Source organism: Pseudomonas sp. BMS12, assembly GCF_001592875.1.
Classification (GTDB): Bacteria; Pseudomonadota; Gammaproteobacteria; order Pseudomonadales; family Pseudomonadaceae; genus Aquipseudomonas.
Genome location: NZ_LSOF01000010.1, coordinates 107,889 through 125,048, shown reverse-complemented (window position 1 = coordinate 125,048; position 17,160 = coordinate 107,889). Strand labels below are relative to the sequence as shown.

Sequence of the window (17,160 nt, the reverse complement as noted above, 5' to 3'; positions counted from 1 at the left end):
GGGGGGGGGGCACGATCGAAATTTCCGATTCGCTCTCTTATATCAAAAGCTACGAAGTTACATTGGTTGCGGCGCACAATATGTTGCGCCACGCTTTACCTTGTTTACGTCAAGCTGTAGAAAAATCCGGTTATGCAAGCGTAATTAATATTGCGTCAATGTATGGATTAGTGAGCCCGGATCATGGTGTATACAGCTCTCCGCAATCTGTAAACCCGCCGTTCTATGGTGCTGCAAAGGCTGGCTTGATTCAGTGGTCGCGTTATGCTGCCTGTGAGTTTGGCCGTGAGAACATTCGTGTAAATAGTCTTTCTCCTGGGCCGTTTCCTTCCAAATCCGTGCAGATAGACAACCCCTCATTCGTTGAGTCGTTGTCAAAAAAGGTACCGCTTGGTCGCATAGGGTACTCAGATGAAATCAAGGGGCCTGTACTATTTCTGGCTTCTTCTGCTTCCTCGTTCGTCAATGGCGCCAATATTAGCGTCGATGGCGGTTGGACGTCGTGGTGAGCGGCAAAATGCGGATTGCTATACGTGCAGATGCTTCATTGCAAATAGGCACAGGGCACATCATGCGTTGTCTGACGCTAGCCCGTGCGCTGCGTGAACGCGGACACGATTGCCTGTTTATCTCTCGCGAGCATCCGGGCAATCTTCTGAAGCTGATCAGCGATGAAGGTTTTGCGGTGCATGCTCTGCCTGTCGGCAGTGAGCTCGATAGCGAACTGGCGCATGCGCAGTGGCTGGGCGCGTCCCAGGCTGAAGATGCATTGTCTTGCAAGGGGCTACTTGCATCCTGGTGCCCTGACTGGCTTGTGGTTGATCACTATGCGTTGGATCATCGATGGGAAGTAAGCGTGCGGCCTGTCGGCTGCCGCGTGTTGGTAATTGATGACCTTGCAGATAGACAGCATAGTTGTGACCTGCTGCTGGATCAGAACCTGGGGCGTTCTCGTCTCGATTATCAGGATTTGTTGCCGCAAGATTGCGCAATCCTTACGGGCCCGCATTACGCTCTTCTGCGTCCGGAGTTCGCGGAGTTACGCCACGGCTCAATGATCAGACGCCAGAATTCGAGGTTGGAGAACATACTGATCTCCCTGGGTGGTGTCGATCAATCCAACCATACCGGTCTTCTTCTGGAGGCGTTGAAAAAATTAGAGCTTCCTATCCGCACTCGATTCACTGTAGTGCTAGGGCGTACCTCCCCAAATCTGCAAACGGTGCTTGAAACAGCCAACGGCTCTCCATGGTCGGTCGAGGTGCTTTGTGGGATTAATAACATGGCACAGCGCATGGCCGATGCTGACCTCGCGATTGGTGCGGCGGGCGGTAGTTCGTGGGAGAGGTGCTGCCTTGGGCTGCCTACGTTATTAGTAATATTGGCCGAGAATCAGAAAGATGGTGGGCTTGCGTTGGCAGGGAGAGGCGCGGCCCTGCTCATTGATGCTTCCGTATCACTGAGGCGTCAACTTCAGGATGCATTGGTCATGATGAATGAGCCCCAGGCGCTTCAGCAGTTCAGTATTGCTGCCAGTCATATTGCCGATGGGCTGGGATGCGCGCGTGTGCTGGAAACCATGGAGGCACGGCGATGAATGACATTGTAAGGAATATGCGTGAAGAAGACCTTGCGCGTGTCCTTGAGTGGCGCAACCATCCAGATGTACGCAAGTTTATGTACACCCAGCATGAGATAACGTCTCTGGAGCACCGTAGCTGGTTTGAAAACAGTCAGCGTAATCCTGGCCGCAATTTGCTTATTTTTGAAAGCGGGTCAGTGCCTCTCGGATTCATCAATATTAACCAGACGGTACCAGGCCATGTAGCTGATTGGGGTTTTTATCTCGATCCGGTGGCGCCCCGTGGAGTTGGGCATCGACTGGGCGTCACAGCATTGGCGTTTGCGTATACAGTACTCGGCCTGCATAAAGTCTGTGGTCAGGCACTGGCTTTTAATGAGCGATCAATCAGGTTTCATTTACGTCTGGGTTTTAAGTGTGAAGGTGAATTGCGTGATCAGCATTACGATGGTGAAAGCTATCACTCAGTCATGCATTTCGGTTTGCTGAGCAGCGAATGGCAACCCCCATTGTGAGAGTTGATGTTATGAACAGTTCCTGTATTAGTATTGCTGGTCGCCGTATTGGCATGTGCGAGTTACCTTACATTATTGCTGAACTTTCTGCGAATCATAATGGCCGGCTTGAAACTGCGCTCAGGATCATTGAGGAGGCAAAGAACGCTGGGGCTGATGCTATTAAGCTGCAGACTTATACAGCCGATACGATCACTTTAAATAGTAATGCTGAAGAGTTTCAGATTCGTGGTGGTTTGTGGGATGGAAAAACTCTCTACCAGTTATATAAAGAGGCGCACATGCCTTGGGAGTGGCATAAACCGCTATTCGAGCATGCGCGCAGAATAGGTATCACCATTTTTAGTTCGCCTTTTGATAACACTGCAGTGGACCTTCTTGAGAATCTCAACGCGCCAGCCTACAAAATTGCGTCTTTCGAGGCTGTAGACTTGCCGTTGATCAAGTACGTTGCCAGTACTGGGAAACCGATGATCATTTCTACCGGTATGGCTGACTCTGAGGAAATTGCTGAGGCCATTGAGGCCGCTCGTGAAGGTGGTTGCAAGGAGCTGGCCATATTGCATTGCGTCAGCGGTTACCCGGCACCGGCTGAAGATTACAATTTGCGTACGATCCCGGACATGATCGCTCGGCATGGCTTGGTAACTGGGTTGTCCGATCATACGCTGGATAACACTACGGCAATCACGAGCGTCGCTTTGGGCGCTTCCATTATTGAAAAGCACTTCACTCTAGACCGATCCGGCGGGGGGCCTGATGACAGCTTTTCTCTTGAGCCTCATGAGCTCGTTGCTCTTTGTCGTGATACCAAGACAGCTTGGCAGGCGTTGGGACAAGTGGATTATGGACGTAAATCGAGCGAGCAGGGCAATGTCAAATTTAGGCGTTCTCTGTATTTTGTAAAGGATTTGAAAGCAGGGGATGTTGTAACTCCAGGCTCAATTAGGAGCGTTAGACCGGGCTTTGGTGTGGCGCCTAAGTTTATGAGTGATGTGATTGGGCGTCGTTTAAGTTTTGATGTTGCCGCTGGATCAGCGGTGATGTGGAGTGTTCTAAGTGATAAGGCTTGATTTTTTGAGTTCGCAAAAAGAATTTGGCGTGGCTGTTGGTAGTGTTCTTTTTGCTATATTTGGCGCTATTTTATTGCTTGCCTTAGATGTGGCGTTGCCGTTTACATCTGCCTATGCGGATGTGGGGCCAGCGTATTTAATCTATGCTTCTTTTTTTTGTGTTCTATTATTGTCTTATTTCCTCTCGCTGTTCTTTGTAAGTGGGTCCTCCAATAGGAATGGGCGGAATGGTCTTCCGTCCGGCCTTTTGCAAGTTGTACACATCTCTTTGCTTGTCTCGGTGTTGGCGATTTTTTCTTTATTCATAGATAGGGTTTTTTATCGAGGCATCGACTTCAGTGTGAATAACTTTGTTGAAATTCGCGATGCTCTGAATGCTACTTCTGATGGTTCTGTCTCTTCCGTCTTTAGTTTTTTTGGGAATTTATTTCAGTTCTCATATTTTTTTGCATTGGTCTCTGTTTTTTTTTATAGGGATTTTTTGGGTTGGAAGCGCTTTTTGTTTTATCTTTTCGTTATCTGCATGTGCGTGTTTGTGGGTTCTTATTTGCTCGGGGGAAGGGCGATTATTGCAGTTTTTATTTTGACTCTCTTAACGGTTTTGGTTGCCAGGGTTATAGCGGGATTTTCATCTTTTAAGATTTTTTTAAAGGCTAGATTTTTGTTGTTGTGTGGTGCTTTGGTGGTTCTTTTTTTATTTGTTTTTATTTATGTTTTTTATATGCGTTCTTCTGTGGGGGGGGATGGCTCGCTTGAATATTTGAATAAATTTTTGCTTCATCTCCATGGTGTTTCTCTGCTGCCTTCTCAGTTGTGTGGTGGAGAATTTCTTTGTGATGTAAAAAATTATTTCTATCTCACGGTTTTATATTGTACGCATATATTTTGGGTGCTTGCTGAGAACGTAAGTTATTCACCTTTAGAGGCGGGCGGTGATCCCGTCTTCGGGGCTGTGCTAAATATCTTATCTCGCTTATTTCAGCTTGAAGTGGGCGAGTATAGGTTTTCTGGTTTGTTTAACTCTATGCCGGGCTCTCTCTATTATAGCTGGGGGCTTTGGGGTGTTTGGATTGGGGCGGGGGTTATTGGGTGTTTTCTCGCGTTGGCTGTGTTTTTTTTGCGCTTCTATAAGAGTTTTTTCTCGGTCTTGTTTTTTTATTTTTTTTACATGGTATTACTGGTTTCTCCTGTTCTATCTGTTTTGAATGTTGTGTCTTTTGTTTTTTTAATGTTTTGTTTGTGTTTTTATTTTTTGGTTCTTCGAATATTTTACTCGACTTGAGAGGTGTGATTGTGAAGATTGGTTTCGCAAATATTTTTTCATTTCGGCCTCATGTCGAACAGCTTTATTACTTGGCCACGCTGTTGGAGCATGCAGGTCATGACATCTTCTTTCTGACTTGTGACTCTGCATTGAGCAACTGTTACCCTCGTGCAATCAAAGGTACCAGTAAGCTTAAGGAGTGCGCTAAATGTATGATAGGAGGCGTCCGAAGCTACACTGGGGGAGCTGTTACTTCGATTCGACAGGCTTCATTCAGTGAGCTGCCTGAGTCCATTCTGGACGAGCTCGCGTTGTCTAGTTCCTGCACATTGACGCGCACCGAGTCAGAAAAGGAGTGGCTGGAGCCTGAAGTGGTTCGGGTGCGGCAGTCGCTCTACGAGCCCATTGCAAGCACTTATTCGAGTACGCGGCGCTGGATTGAAGACAACGATATTGAAGGTGTCATCTGTTTTAATGGGCGGATGGACTTGACGCGTGCGGTGACCTTCGCATGCGAACAAGCCGAAGTTCCTTTTATTACTCACGAGCGTCCCTGGTTCAGCCAAGGGCTTAACTTGACGCCGAATGCGAATTGCCTGTCGCTCAAGGCGGTGAGTGATATGGTGGCCGAATTTGATGAGCGGCCACTGACTTTGGCGCAGGCGAGAATTGCAGGTAGGCATATCGGCGAGCGCTTCCTTCAGCGCAACTCTCTTGAGTGGCGCCTTTACAATACGAATCCAGAGCCGGCGCCTTGGCCTCTCAAGTCAGATGGCTTGCGTGTCTTGATACTGCCCAGCAGCAAGAATGAGTTTGCCGGTCATGCCGAGTGGAAATCGCCTTGGATTGATAATACTCAAGCCCTTGACGATTTCTTCGAGGCATTTTCAATAAAGCCAGAGCAGGTTGTGCTGCGTTGCCATCCAAACTGGGCCGAGAAAATCGGACAAGTTGGTGGTGATCGGTCACTGACACTTTATAAGAAGTGGGCTCACCTGCGCGGCGTTCATTGTGTGTCCAGCGAACAAAAGGCCAATACATACGACCTTATCCAGCAAGCCGATATTGTCGTGCTCAATGGGGGGAGTTCTGCAGTCGAGGCGGGGGCCTGCGGTAAGCAAGTCATTTGCCTCGGCCCCTCGAGCTACGCGCGGGCAGGGTTTGTTAGAGCCTTTCCTAATAAGACAAGTATGTATGAGCCCCATGCACGTACAGATCTCGACCCCGACCTAGTAATGCGCAAGACGCTGCGGTTTATCTATGTGCGCTCCCACCGTCATCCTCAGTTCGTCGATTACGTTCGCCCCATTGAAACCACGCGTTATCAATATTTCCAAGGGGCGGATGCTGGTCGGATAATCAATATGTTTAAAACAGGTGTTCTGGTCGCGGACGATCCTGTCTATGGCGCATCTGGAAGCGAAGAAAATCCCATCCTTGAGTTGCTGAAGGAAAAAAATTGGGGAGAGCTTGCGGATTACGAAGTGCCAAGGCGCATGCTGCCGGTAATGGAAATCAAGCGTCGCCCGGCTTTGCGTTGGGTCGATGACTTCAGGGCCATGTTGCCTAGGGGAGATAGAGGTTGAATCAAGTAGGTATCCCGGCGGTTACTATCGTCACGCCGTCTTACAATGCAGAAAAGCTGATTGGGCGAACTATCGAGTCTGTTCTTGCGCAAATTTTCCAAGATTGGGAGTTGCTCGTCATTGACGATTGCTCTGAGGACTCTACTCGAGAGGTCGTCGCGGCCTATGCTGCGCGTGACGAAAGGATTCGCTTGATTGCCCTCACGAAAAATAATGGCGCCCCGGCGGCACCCCGTAACATAGGCGTACGTGAGGCTAGAGGGCATTGGATTGCATTCCTTGATGCTGATGATATATGGCATCCGGCGAAGCTCACCATGCAGTTGGAAGCAGCCGAGGCGAAGTCTGCAGTATTCGTTAGCTCACAGATGAAGGATTTCTGGGATGAGTCTGGCTTGACTTTTCCTGCCGTGACGGGGGCTGGGCTGGAAGCAGTAACCTTTACTCGGCAGCGCCTCAAGGGGCGGATTCCCACTTCAAGTGTGCTTGTGACACGTGAGCTGATGATCGCATTCCCGTTCAATGAGGATATCCGCTACAAGGCTGTGGAGGATTACCACTGCTGGTTAAGGATCCTCGACAGTGGAATTGTGAATTGGAAAGTTAAGTGCCCACTGCTTAATTATCGTCGTATCGCAGGCCAGATTTCCGGCTCCAAGCGTTACATGTTGGAGCGAATGTATATGCTGCATAGGGAGTTTCCCAATACTCGAGTTTCAGCGGCGGCGCTATTTACCGTTACCCACGCGCTGGGTGGTTTTTATTACCGTATTTTAAGGAAAGGTCTATGAAACGGATCATGGTGACCGGCGGAGCCGGCTTTCTCGGCTCACATCTTTGTGAGCGGTTATTGTCCGAAGGCAACGAAGTGTTGTGTGTCGACAATTTCTTCACAGGAACCAAGCGTAATATTGCCCATCTGCTGAGCAATCCTTATTTTGAGTTGATTCGCCATGATGTGACGTTCCCGCTTTATGTCGAGGTCGATGAAATTTATAACCTCGCTTGCCCGGCATCGCCTGTGCATTATCAGTTCGACCCCGTACAGACGCTCAAGACCTGTGTGCATGGTGCTATCAACGTACTGGGGCTTGCCAAACGTACCAAGGCGAAGGTTTTTCAGGCATCGACCAGCGAAGTTTATGGTGATCCTGAGGTGCACCCTCAGCCCGAGTCGTATTGGGGGCGCGTAAATCCCATCGGTATTCGCTCTTGCTATGACGAAGGTAAGCGCTGTGCTGAAACGCTTTTCTCCGATTATCACAGGCAGCATGGTGTAAGAATCAAGATTGCCCGCATCTTCAACACCTATGGCCCACGAATGCATCCCAATGATGGGCGTGTCGTGAGTAACTTCATCGTTCAGGCCTTGCGTGGGCAGGACATCACCATTTACGGGGAAGGTCAGCAAACTCGAAGCTTCTGTTACGTTGATGACTTGATCGATGGCTTTGTACGCCTGATGGGCACGTCCGATAATGTGACCGGGCCGATAAACTTAGGCAACCCGGGTGAGTTCACCATGCTTCAGCTAGCCAAGCGTGTTTTGGCGCTTACTGGTTCTTCTTCGAAGCTGGTGTTCCGTCCTTTGCCTCAAGATGATCCCAAACAACGCCAACCCGACATTACTCAGGCAAAAGCGGTTCTCGATTGGCAGCCCGCCATTGCACTGGATAACGGCCTGGAAAAGACCATCAGCTATTTTGATGCTTTGCTCAAAGAGGAGCCGCTGGTTTGAGTTCGCTGATGAGAATTACGGTTTTTGGCAGCGGCTATGTCGGTTTGGTAACCGGGGCTTGCTTGGCTGACGTTGGGCATTCGGTCATGTGCATCGATGTCGACCAAAACAAGATCGATGGCCTTAATCGCGGCATCATTCCTATTTATGAGCCAGGGCTTGAGGAGATGATCCTCAAAAACTCCAAGGCAGGTCGCTTGAACTTTTCGACGGATGCGGCTGCTGGTGTCGATCATGGTTACTTGCAGTTCATTGCTGTTGGTACTCCACCTGATGAGGATGGCAAGGCTGACCTGAAATACGTGTTGGAGGTGGCAGCTACAATCGGCCGTCACATGACTGATAAAAAAGTTGTCATTGACAAGTCAACTGTTCCCGTTGGTACGGCAGACAAGGTACGTGATCGTATCGATTCGATATTGGCCGAGCGCGCTGTGCAGGTTGATTTTGAGGTGTGTTCGAATCCGGAGTTCTTGAAAGAGGGCGCTGCAATCGAGGACTTCACCAAAGGTGCGCGTATCGTTGTTGGAACGGATTCTCTTGAGGTGCGTGATGTTATGCGTCACTGCTACGCACCTTACAATCGCAATCACGATAAGTTGATGCTCATGGACGTGCGCTCAGCAGAACTGACCAAATATGCCGCCAACGCGATTTTGGCAACCAAGATCAGTTTCATGAACGAGATGGCTGCTCTGGCCGAACGTCTGGGTGCGGACATCGAGCAGGTACGCCTTGGTATTGGTTCGGATCCCCGGATTGGCTATCACTTCATTTATCCTGGCTGTGGTTACGGTGGTTCGTGCTTCCCCAAAGATGTACAGGCGCTGGCACGTACTGCTATGGAGGTCGGAGTCGAGCCAGACCTCCTACTGGCGGTCGAGCGCGTGAACCAGCGCCAAAAACAGGTGTTGTTTGACAAGCTGTCGCGTGCTTTCGATGGCCAGCTCGCTGGCAAGACGGTTGCGCTGTGGGGGCTTGCATTCAAGCCAAATACCGACGACATGCGCGATGCCCCCAGCCGGGTTCTGATGGAGGCCCTTTGGCAGGCGGGAGCCTGCGTGCAGGCTTTTGATCCTGAGGCGATGCAGGAGTGCCGGCGAATCTATGGTGAGCGTACTGATTTGGTGTTGTGCGAATCTCGTGAGGCCGCTCTCAGGGGCGCCGATGCGCTCGTCATTTGTACCGAATGGAAGGCATTCCGCACCATTGACCCGTCTTTGCTCAAAACGAGTCTGCGTTTTCCGGTCGTAGTCGATGGCAGGAATCTGTTCGATCCGGTTGAGATGGCAGAGGCTGGTTTGCTTTATCACGCTATCGGTCGCGGATTGACTCAATGACCATCCTGATAACAGGGGCTTCTGGCTTTGTGGGCGGCGCCCTTGCTAAGCGTTTGGTGGAGCAGGGTGATGGTGTTCGCACCTTGGGGCGGACACGGCCTGGGATTGCTACTGAGTTCTTCGAAGGCTCGATAGATGATCAGCAGGTTTCGGGCAAAGCCCTTGAGGGTGTTGATTGTGTAGTTCATCTGGCTGGCAGGGTGCACCAACTCCGTGAGAATAGTGTCGATTCGCTGGAATGCTTCAGGGCTGCCAACTGCAGGCTTTCCGAAGAATTGGCTGTCCAGGCGATTGAAGCAGGTGTCAGGCGTTTTGTTTTCATCAGCTCAATTGGCGTGAATGGTGCGTTTACACAAGATGGTCGCCCTTTCACAGAGGCAAGCCTGCCGGAGCCGCATTCGCCTTATGCGCGATCAAAGTATGAGGCTGAAGTCGCTCTGCGAAGGCTGGCCGAAAGAAGTGGCATGGAGCTCGTTATTATCCGTCCTCCTCTGGTATATGGCGCTGGGGCGCCTGGTAATTTTTCCAGCCTGATGCGTTGGGTTGGTAGAGGTATTCCTTTACCGTTTGGCTCGGTTCATAACAAGCGCTCCCTGATCGGTGTCGATAACCTGGTTGACCTGATTATTCGCTGCATTGACCATCCTGCAGCTGCCAATGAATTGTTCCTTGCGGGTGATGGCGATGATATATCGATTGCTGAATTGTTGCGTGGCGTGGCTGGTTCCATGGGGCGGCCTGCGCGTTTGATTCCACTACCTGTCGCTTTGCTGCGGTTGACTGCCAGCGCATTGGGAAAAAAGAGCATGGCCCATAGCTTGTTGGATTCGCTGCAGGTTGATATCAGCAAGGCGCGTAACTTATTGGGATGGGAACCGCCGGTTTCCGTAGAAGAAGGGTTAAGAAGGTGTATGCGTGATTCGTCTGTTTGATTTGTTGTTTGCTTCGTTGGGTCTGGTGCTTGGCTTTCCCTTGCTATTGCTTATCTATGTGCTGGGGCTTTTCGATACTGGTTCACCGCTCTTTTGTCAGGAGCGGGTAGGGCGCCATCAGAAGCCTTTCATCCTTGTTAAGTTTCGCACCATGAAGGTCGAAACCGCTTCGGTGGCGAGCCATTTGGCATCTTCTGCATCGATCACATCGATGGGCGGTTTTTTGCGGAGCACCAAGCTGGATGAGCTGCCGCAACTTTGGAACGTTCTCAAGGGGGATATGAGCCTGGTCGGGCCGCGTCCCAATCTGTTCAATCAAGACGAGCTGATTGCCGAGCGTAAGGCGTTTGGGGTGTTCGACGTGCGCCCAGGTATAACTGGTGTCGCTCAGGTTCAGGGCATTGATATGTCCACGCCTAGGCTTTTGGCTGAAACGGATGCTCAGATGATTCGGTCTATGTCGCTTTCCTTGTATTTCAGGTTGATCATGCAGACTGCTCTCGGGAAGGGTGGCGGTGATCGAGTGGTGCGCTGAGGCTCTGCCTTTACCTATCTAGATGCGTTTGTAGGTCATGGCTCGCACGTTAGGTTGGTGGATTAGGGTTATGCGTGAATTTTTAGTGGCTCTACCCAGGCGACAGAAGCGTTTGATGCAGCTTACGGTCGATACGCTACTGGTCTGGTTGGCGCTTTGGTTGTCGTTTGCTGTAAGGCTGGGTGATTTTTTTGCAGCCAAGCCCTTCGATGGGCACGGTTGGTTGTTTGTCACGGCACCTCTCATTGCGTTGCCCATTTTCATTCGTATGGGAATGTATCGGGCAGTGATGCGCTACGTCGGCGGCGACGCGCTTCTGACTATCGCCAAGGCTGTCACTTTGTCTGCGCTGGTTCTAGCTCTTGCGGTCTATTGGTATCGCGGGCCGACGGAAATTGTGCCCCGCTCGATGGTTTTCAATTACTGGTGGCTCAGCCTGCTGCTGCTTGGCGGTTTGCGTCTTGCAATGCGCCAGTTCTTTATCGGTAATTGGCTGGATCCGTTGAATTGGCAGCGTGACACTGGGGCTGGCGTCGCTCGGGTGGCTATTTATGGCGCCGGCACTGCAGGTAATCAGCTTTTGGCGGCCTTGCGCTTGAGCAAGACGATGCGCCCCGTAGCATTCGTGGATGACGATGACGGAGTTGCCAATCGGGTGATCGCTGGGCTGCGTGTCTACACCCCCAAGCATATCCAGCAGATGATCGACGAGACCGGGGCGGATGAGATTCTGCTGGCTATGCCTTCGATTTCACGTGCACGCAGACGTGACATTCTCGAGGCGCTTGAACCTTATGCATTGCATGTGCGCAGCGTGCCGGGGTTTACCGAACTGGCCAGTGGACGAGTGAAGGTCGAGGATATTCAGGAGGTCGACATTGCCGATCTTCTCGGACGCGATGCGGTGCCTCCCAGGCAAGATCTATTCGAGCGTTGCATCAAGGATCAGGTAATTCTGGTGACCGGTGCTGGCGGCTCAATCGGGTCGGAGCTGTGTCGGCAGATCTTGGCGAGCGGTGCGCGTACTCTGCTGCTGTTCGAACACAGTGAATTCAATCTCTACAGTGTCCACGGTGAATTGCAGCAGCGTATCGAGCGGGAGTCGCTACCGATCAAGCTGGTGCCAATTCTAGGAACTATCCGTAATGCCGAGCGATTGCTCGGCATTCTGCAGACCTGGCGGGTCAACACCGTCTATCACTCCGCCGCATACAAGCACGTGCCGATGGTCGAGCATAACGTCTCCGAGGGCGTGCTCAATAATCTGGTTGGCACCCTCAACACAGCGCAGGCCTCGATAAAGGCGGGTGTTGCCAATTTCGTTTTGATTTCGACCGACAAGGCAGTACGCCCTACCAATGTGATGGGCAGCACCAAGCGGCTCGCCGAGATGGTGCTGCAGGCGTTGAGCAGTGAATCTGCGCCCTTGTTGTTTGGGGATGGTTCAGGCGTCCTTCAGGTCAACAAGACTCGTTTCACCATGGTGCGCTTCGGTAATGTGCTGGGCTCTTCCGGGTCGGTGATTCCGTTATTTAGGGAGCAGATTAGGCACGGTGGACCGGTGACGGTGACGCATCCGAACATCACTCGCTATTTCATGACGATCCCTGAGGCGGCGCAGCTTGTTATTCAAGCCGGTTCGATGGGGTTGGGAGGGGATGTATTCGTGCTGGACATGGGGGAACCAGTGAAGATCTCCGACCTGGCAGAAAAGATGATCCGTCTGTCGGGCTTGTCTATGTGCGATGAGCTCAACCCCCATGGTGATATCACCATCGAGTTCACCGGTCTGCGCCCCGGCGAGAAGCTCTACGAAGAGTTGTTGATCGGCGATAACGTCAGCCCGACCGAGCATCCGATGATCATGCGCGCCAGCGAAGAACACTTGCCGTGGGAGAGCCTGAAGACAGTACTGGATGAAATCCTCGGCGCGTTGCAGCACGACGACTACGACCGGGTTCGGCAGTTGTTGCGGGAAACCGTGAGTGGTTATGCGCCGGAAGGTGAAATAGTCGACTGGATTCATGTGCAGCGGCGCACAAAAGATCAATAGTGGCGGTTTGACAGCTGTTGGCGGATGACTAGCTTTCAAGGTGCGTGATGGGACGTCACGCACCCACTATGAAAAGGAGCTTTCGCCATGTCCAAGATGCATCTTGCTGCACTGCTGTTTTCCTGCCTTACCGCATTCTCCTTCAACGCCGCTGCCGTCGAGTCCAAAGCCCAGCCAGAGCCGGTTGTCGAGGCTCAGCAGGTGAGCTCGGCTGTGGTCAATCTCAATACGGCCGATGTCGCTACGCTGCAGGCGGAGCTGGTTGGTATTGGCGAGGTCAAGGCCCAGGCAATCGTCGACCACCGCACCAGCAATGGCCCTTTCGCTTCGGTGGATGAGCTGCTGGAAGTCAAGGGTATCGGCCCGGCCACGTTGGAAAAGAATCGCACTCGTCTGAGCGTCAACTGACGCTAGCTGCGCAGGAAAAGCCGGTCAGCGACCGGCTTTTTTGCTTTTCGGTGGCGCTACAATGCGGCTCCCATTCGACCAGGAGCCCGCGCGTGTCGTCATCCCTACCTACTCTCGGTTTCGTCGGTATCGGCCTCATGGGGCTGCCCATGTGTCAACGCCTGCTGGCCGCCGGTTATGCGCTGCATGTCTGGAACCGTTCTGCCGATAAGTGCAGCCCTTTGCTGGCGCAGGGTGCGGTGTTGGAGCCGTCTCCCGCCGAGCTGTGTGCCAAGGTCGATCTGGTCATGGTGTGTCTGGCCGACACAGCCGCGGTGCGTGCAGTGGTGTTCGGGCCTGGCGGCATAGCCGAGCAGGCGAAACCGGGCCAGCTGTTGGTGGATTTCTCCAGCCTGGACCCGGCGGCGACCCGCGAGATGGCGGCCGAGCTGGAAGCGCGCAGCGGCATGCGTTGGGTCGATGCTCCGGTATCGGGTGGAGTCCAAGGCGCGGAAAGTGGCTCGTTGGCGATCATGGCGGGCGGCCGCGAAGAGGATGTCGAGCGCGTGCGTCCGCTGTTGACGCATCTGGGTCAGCGCCTGACGCGAATGGGCGACGTGGGCGCAGGCCAAGTGACCAAGGTCTGCAATCAGATGCTGGTGGCCTGCAATGCCCTGGTGATTGCCGAAGTGGTGGCGTTGGCCGAGCGCGCCGGCGTCGATGCCGAGCTGCTGGCGCCGGCTTTGGCCGGTGGCTTTGCGGATTCCAAGCCGTTGCAGATTCTGGCGCCGCAGATGGCCGAGAGCCGCTTCGAGCCGATCAAGTGGCATGTGCGTACTCTGCTCAAGGATCTGGACACCGCAGTCAAACTGGCTCGCGAGCAGGGCGGGGCAACGCCCATGAGCGGGCTGGCGGCGCAGCTGATGCGTTTGCACGGCAGCCAGGGGCATCTGGAGCAGGACCCGGCGACCCTGGTCAGCCTGTTCCGTGAGCAAACGCCATGAAGATATGCGCCAACCTGTCGCTGCTGTTTGCCGAGCTGCCGTTGGCCGATCGCGTGCAGGCCGCTGTCGCAGCCGGTTTCGATGGAGTGGAAATCCAGTTTCCCTACGAGCTGCCGGCGCTGCGCCTGAAAGAGCTGCTGGAACGTGCCGGTCTGCCACTGGTGCTGATCAATCTACCTGCCGGTGATCTGATGAGCGGCGGTGCCGGGCTGGCCGCCGTGCCGGCGCGTCAGGCGGAGTTCGATGCCGCCCTGCAGCAGGCGCTGACCTATGCGGCCATGACCCGCCCACAGTGCGTCAATGTGCTGCCTGGTCGTTTGTTGGCGGGGCTGGAGCGCGAGCAGGCGCTGAGCTGTCTGGTCGCCAACCTGCACCAGACTGCAGAGGCTTTCGAGTCACTCGGTATCCGGGTGCTGTGCGAAGCGATCAACCCGCTGGATATGCCGGGCTTTCTGGTCAATACCCCGGAACAGCTGGATCAGTTATTGCGTTGGGTCGATCACCCCAACTGCCTGGCGCAGTTCGACCTCTACCACATGGCTCGGCAGGAACTGGATATTGCGGCTGGCATCGATCTGCTGGCGGGGCGCATCGGTCATGTGCAGTTTGCCGATTGCCCCGGGCGGGGTGCGCCGGGCAGTGGCGAGCTGGATTTCGATCCGCTGCTGCGTCGGCTGGAAGCAAGCGGTTATCAGGGCTGGTTGGGGGCGGAGTACAAGCCAGCCGGGCCAACGCTGGCCAGCCTCGACTGGTTGAGGCGCTGGCGCAAGGCATGAATGAAAAGGCCCGCATCCGCGGGCCCTTCTTGTTCTCGGGGCGACTTGTCAGTCCCTGGGGTAGTCGTTGAGAGAGATCACGCGGGTCTTGCCGACGCGGTGGCGATAGATTTCGCGCAGGTACTTGATCGCCTTCTTCACGCTCTCGCGGGACAGGCGGATATCGTTGATCGAGACGAACTTGTCGGTGTCATGGATCAGCTCGCGGTACTTCTTCTCGTACATCGGCTTGATCGCGTACCAGTTGGTGTCGAGGATCTTCGCCGGGTTCTCGTACTCGTTGAGCATGGTCTCGATCAGCGCTTCATCGAACTCCTCGGAGACGATGAAGTCGAGCATGGCGTTGTCCAGGCTTTCGTCGTAGCGGTACTGGTCGCGGGCGAAGCAGCGCTTGATGAAGGCCACGATCAGGGTCAGGAAATCGTCCGAGAGGCACGGGCTTTTGACGATCAGGGTGGTCAACGACAGGTTGGCCGAGGCGCCGATGACCAGGGCGTAGCGCTTGAGCGTGGTGTTGGGGAACAGGCTGTTGAGGTGGCTCTTCAGGCGGTTCAGGTCCATGTAGGACAGCTTGTAGTCCTTGGGCAGGGAGACGATGGACACCACCGAGGAGCAGTTCTTGAAGAAGTGCAGATCGCTCAGGGCGCTGGCGTCGAAGCCGCCTTTCTTGTACTGCTCCAGGGCCGCACGGTAGCGCTTGGCCTCGATCGGCAGCAGGCTGATGCCCTCGATGGCCTGGGTCGCCTTGTTGAAGTGCGGCAGGTCGATGGAGCGGAAGAACAGGTCATCGATATTGAGCTTGGGCTGCTCCTTGTCGAACACCTTGAACTTGTCGGTCGGCGCCGGGGCTGCCTGTTCGGCCACCACCGACTCCGCATAGGCCACCGCCACTGGGCCGGCCAGGCTCATGAACAGGTCGTTGGCGTCGAGACGGATGGTTTCGCCGATGTCGATGCCGGCGCGACGGAAGTAGTTCTGGTCGTAGTCGGTGGTCACTGCCTGGGCGGTGAGGATGTTGAAGATCTGCTGCGAGATGTACTGGTTGGCGTGGCGCTCCATGGCATTCACGTCGATGTTCTGCACGTTGCCGCCGTCGCTTTCCTCGGCGTAGCGCATGATGTCGTTGGAGATCAGCATCATGGCGTTCCACGGGCGGATGCGGCGCATCACGCTTTCTTCGCCGGTCTCCTCGCTGTCGAAGTTGTAGGAGAAGTCCCACTCTTCCGACAGGTATTTGCACAGCAGGCGCCCGGCATTGATATGCAGGGCCTCGGACATCTCGATGCGCTGGTCGGAGATGTTCGGCAGGATGCAGATGCCGCTGGTGAAGATCGGTTCGAAGACGAAGGAGTGGTCGCGATTCTCGTCGCTGGTGCTGTCCTGCTTGGTCTCGAAGGTCTTGCTCATGTAAGCGAACTGCTGAGCCAGGCCGAACTCCGAGGCCATGCCCGAGCCCGTGCCGCCGCCGGCGCTGAAGATGTAGAAGTACAGGCGCGACTGGTTGGCCTTGATGCCGCAGGAGTCGATCAGGTAACTGTGGATGAACTTCCAGTCGGCGTTGGAAAAGCGCTGGGTGTCCTTGTTGAGAATGATCTTGGCCAGGTACTGGCCGAGGATCGGCGCGTTACCGGCGCCACCCGCATGGACCTCGGACAGGTCCATGATCTTCATCTTGCTGTAGTCGTCGAGGAAGCCGCCGTTCTCCGCCTTGCGCGAGAAGCGGATGCGCCCCTCGATGTCCTTGTCCAGGTCGCCCAGCATCACCAGCGGCTCGATCAGGAACACCGGTTTGGCGCCGCGCCCCGAGGACAGGCGCAGGTTGCTGCGTAGCCAGCCGGCCGGGCGCTGCTCGGCCGGACGTTCCTGGTTGCTGAATTCGTTGAGGTAGAAACGCCGGGCGTTGTACACCAGCGAGGCCACGTCAAGGGCGATGTTGGAGCCGCAGCGACCGAGGCCGATCAGACACACCGAAGGGAAATGCTGGGCGTGTCGGGCATCCAGGGCGTCGTCGCCATGCAGCTGGGGAAAGACCCGCTCGCGCAGGCCGTCGAGGTTTTCCAGGATGCGCTCGATGTCGCGCTCGGTGAAGTACATGTACTGCTCGCCGGCCGCCTGGGCGACGACGGGGGGAAGGGGGGCGGGTTCGACGGGAGGAATCAGGGTGCGGGGTTCGGAAACGGAGGAATCTGCGTCTTTAGTTGTTTTCATCGTCGACATTCCAGTACGTGTTGGCGGCAGCTTGGCGGTGCATCTGCATCAGTTATAGTTTTTCTGTTACACGAGTTAGCACTATATACAGCGCCACCCCAGAGTTCGAGGCGTGGGCAGGCTCTTTTTTAGCAGTGGCAACAGTCTGTCCTTGTGGTCAGTTTTTC

At 54.1% G+C, this 17,160-nt stretch carries 16 protein-coding genes; 15 read left to right on the top strand and 1 reads right to left on the bottom strand.

The genetic code is table 11. The features are described 5' to 3' along the window. The 15 genes from AYB31_RS21135 to AYB31_RS10785 all read left to right on the top strand — a co-directional run. A partial coding sequence (locus AYB31_RS21135) for an SDR family oxidoreductase (RefSeq protein ID WP_153020698.1) occupies positions 1–509 on the top strand: 509 nt, incomplete at its 5' end. Beyond that, positions 506–1,597 (top strand): UDP-2,4-diacetamido-2,4,6-trideoxy-beta-L-altropyranose hydrolase, encoded by a 1,092-nt coding sequence (gene pseG / locus AYB31_RS10835; protein WP_236715538.1) that lies wholly within the window; start codon positions 506–508, stop codon positions 1,595–1,597. The genes AYB31_RS21135 and pseG, both read left to right, overlap by 4 nt. After that, positions 1,594–2,097, top strand: coding sequence for a UDP-4-amino-4,6-dideoxy-N-acetyl-beta-L-altrosamine N-acetyltransferase (pseH, locus tag AYB31_RS21130; RefSeq protein ID WP_236715537.1), 504 nt, complete (start codon positions 1,594–1,596; stop codon positions 2,095–2,097). The genes pseG and pseH overlap by 4 nt, the downstream gene beginning before the upstream one ends. Then, on the top strand, positions 2,079–3,170 hold the full coding sequence (gene pseI / locus AYB31_RS10830) for a pseudaminic acid synthase (RefSeq protein ID WP_442961806.1): 1,092 nt from the start codon (positions 2,079–2,081) through the stop codon (positions 3,168–3,170). The genes pseH and pseI overlap by 19 nt, the downstream gene beginning before the upstream one ends. Next, the gene (locus AYB31_RS21490; RefSeq protein ID WP_153020697.1) at positions 3,157–4,452 is read left to right on the top strand and encodes a hypothetical protein; all 1,296 of its coding nucleotides are present in this window, start codon (positions 3,157–3,159) and stop codon (positions 4,450–4,452) included. Before pseI ends, AYB31_RS21490 begins: the two co-directional genes overlap by 14 nt. Positions 4,453–4,463: 11 nt before the next feature. Further along, positions 4,464–6,020, top strand: coding sequence for a capsule biosynthesis protein (locus AYB31_RS10825; protein ID WP_068828513.1), 1,557 nt, complete (start codon positions 4,464–4,466; stop codon positions 6,018–6,020). Further along, the gene (locus AYB31_RS10820; protein ID WP_068828504.1) at positions 6,017–6,811 is read left to right on the top strand and encodes a glycosyltransferase family 2 protein; all 795 of its coding nucleotides are present in this window, start codon (positions 6,017–6,019) and stop codon (positions 6,809–6,811) included. Before AYB31_RS10825 ends, AYB31_RS10820 begins: the two co-directional genes overlap by 4 nt. Further along, on the top strand, positions 6,808–7,758 hold the full coding sequence (locus tag AYB31_RS10815; RefSeq protein WP_068828502.1) for a UDP-glucuronic acid decarboxylase family protein: 951 nt from the start codon (positions 6,808–6,810) through the stop codon (positions 7,756–7,758). Before AYB31_RS10820 ends, AYB31_RS10815 begins: the two co-directional genes overlap by 4 nt. A gap of 8 nt (positions 7,759–7,766) precedes the next feature. Then, positions 7,767–9,098 carry a UDP-glucose dehydrogenase family protein gene (locus tag AYB31_RS10810; protein WP_068828512.1) on the top strand — a complete coding sequence of 444 codons (1,332 nt, stop codon included), beginning with the start codon at positions 7,767–7,769 and terminating at the stop codon, positions 9,096–9,098. Next, positions 9,095–10,030 (top strand): UDP-glucose 4-epimerase family protein, encoded by a 936-nt coding sequence (locus tag AYB31_RS21125; protein WP_082805274.1) that lies wholly within the window; start codon positions 9,095–9,097, stop codon positions 10,028–10,030. Before AYB31_RS10810 ends, AYB31_RS21125 begins: the two co-directional genes overlap by 4 nt. Further along, positions 10,014–10,565: a sugar transferase gene (locus tag AYB31_RS10805; protein ID WP_068828500.1), complete on the top strand. Its 552-nt coding sequence runs from the start codon at positions 10,014–10,016 to the stop codon at positions 10,563–10,565. The genes AYB31_RS21125 and AYB31_RS10805 overlap by 17 nt, the downstream gene beginning before the upstream one ends. Positions 10,566–10,635: 70 nt before the next feature. Then, complete coding sequence (locus AYB31_RS10800) at positions 10,636–12,618, top strand: polysaccharide biosynthesis protein (protein ID WP_068828499.1); 1,983 nt, start codon at positions 10,636–10,638, stop codon at positions 12,616–12,618. A gap of 87 nt (positions 12,619–12,705) precedes the next feature. Beyond that, on the top strand, positions 12,706–13,026 hold the full coding sequence (locus AYB31_RS10795; protein ID WP_068828497.1) for a ComEA family DNA-binding protein: 321 nt from the start codon (positions 12,706–12,708) through the stop codon (positions 13,024–13,026). Positions 13,027–13,118: 92 nt separating this feature from the next. Beyond that, the gene (locus tag AYB31_RS10790) at positions 13,119–14,009 is read left to right on the top strand and encodes an NAD(P)-dependent oxidoreductase (RefSeq protein WP_082805273.1); all 891 of its coding nucleotides are present in this window, start codon (positions 13,119–13,121) and stop codon (positions 14,007–14,009) included. Further along, on the top strand, positions 14,006–14,785 hold the full coding sequence (locus AYB31_RS10785; RefSeq protein WP_068828493.1) for a hydroxypyruvate isomerase family protein: 780 nt from the start codon (positions 14,006–14,008) through the stop codon (positions 14,783–14,785). The genes AYB31_RS10790 and AYB31_RS10785 overlap by 4 nt, the downstream gene beginning before the upstream one ends. Before the next feature lie 48 nt (positions 14,786–14,833). Here AYB31_RS10785 and AYB31_RS10780 read toward each other — a convergent pair whose 3' ends face one another. Continuing rightward, positions 14,834–16,879: a hypothetical protein gene (locus tag AYB31_RS10780; protein WP_236715539.1), complete on the bottom strand. Its 2,046-nt coding sequence runs from the start codon at positions 16,877–16,879 to the stop codon at positions 14,834–14,836. Between the last annotated feature and the right edge of the window lie 281 nt (positions 16,880–17,160).

Bases quoted from the DNA above. Each gene is read 5' to 3' on its own strand.
- pseH (WP_236715537.1), top strand. From the start codon at position 1,594: ATGAATGACATTGTAAGGAATATGCGTGAAGAAGACCTTGCGCGTGTC.
- pseI (WP_442961806.1), top strand. From the start codon at position 2,079: ATGGCAACCCCCATTGTGAGAGTTGATGTTATGAACAGTTCCTGTATT.
- AYB31_RS10815 (WP_068828502.1), top strand. From the start codon at position 6,808: ATGAAACGGATCATGGTGACCGGCGGAGCCGGCTTTCTCGGCTCACAT.
- AYB31_RS10810 (WP_068828512.1), top strand. From the start codon at position 7,767: ATGAGAATTACGGTTTTTGGCAGCGGCTATGTCGGTTTGGTAACCGGG.
- AYB31_RS21125 (WP_082805274.1), top strand. From the start codon at position 9,095: ATGACCATCCTGATAACAGGGGCTTCTGGCTTTGTGGGCGGCGCCCTT.
- AYB31_RS10800 (WP_068828499.1), top strand. From the start codon at position 10,636: ATGCGTGAATTTTTAGTGGCTCTACCCAGGCGACAGAAGCGTTTGATG.
- AYB31_RS10795 (WP_068828497.1), top strand. From the start codon at position 12,706: ATGTCCAAGATGCATCTTGCTGCACTGCTGTTTTCCTGCCTTACCGCA.
- AYB31_RS10785 (WP_068828493.1), top strand. From the start codon at position 14,006: ATGAAGATATGCGCCAACCTGTCGCTGCTGTTTGCCGAGCTGCCGTTG.
- AYB31_RS10780 (WP_236715539.1), bottom strand. From the start codon at position 16,879: ATGTACTTCACCGAGCGCGACATCGAGCGCATCCTGGAAAACCTCGAC.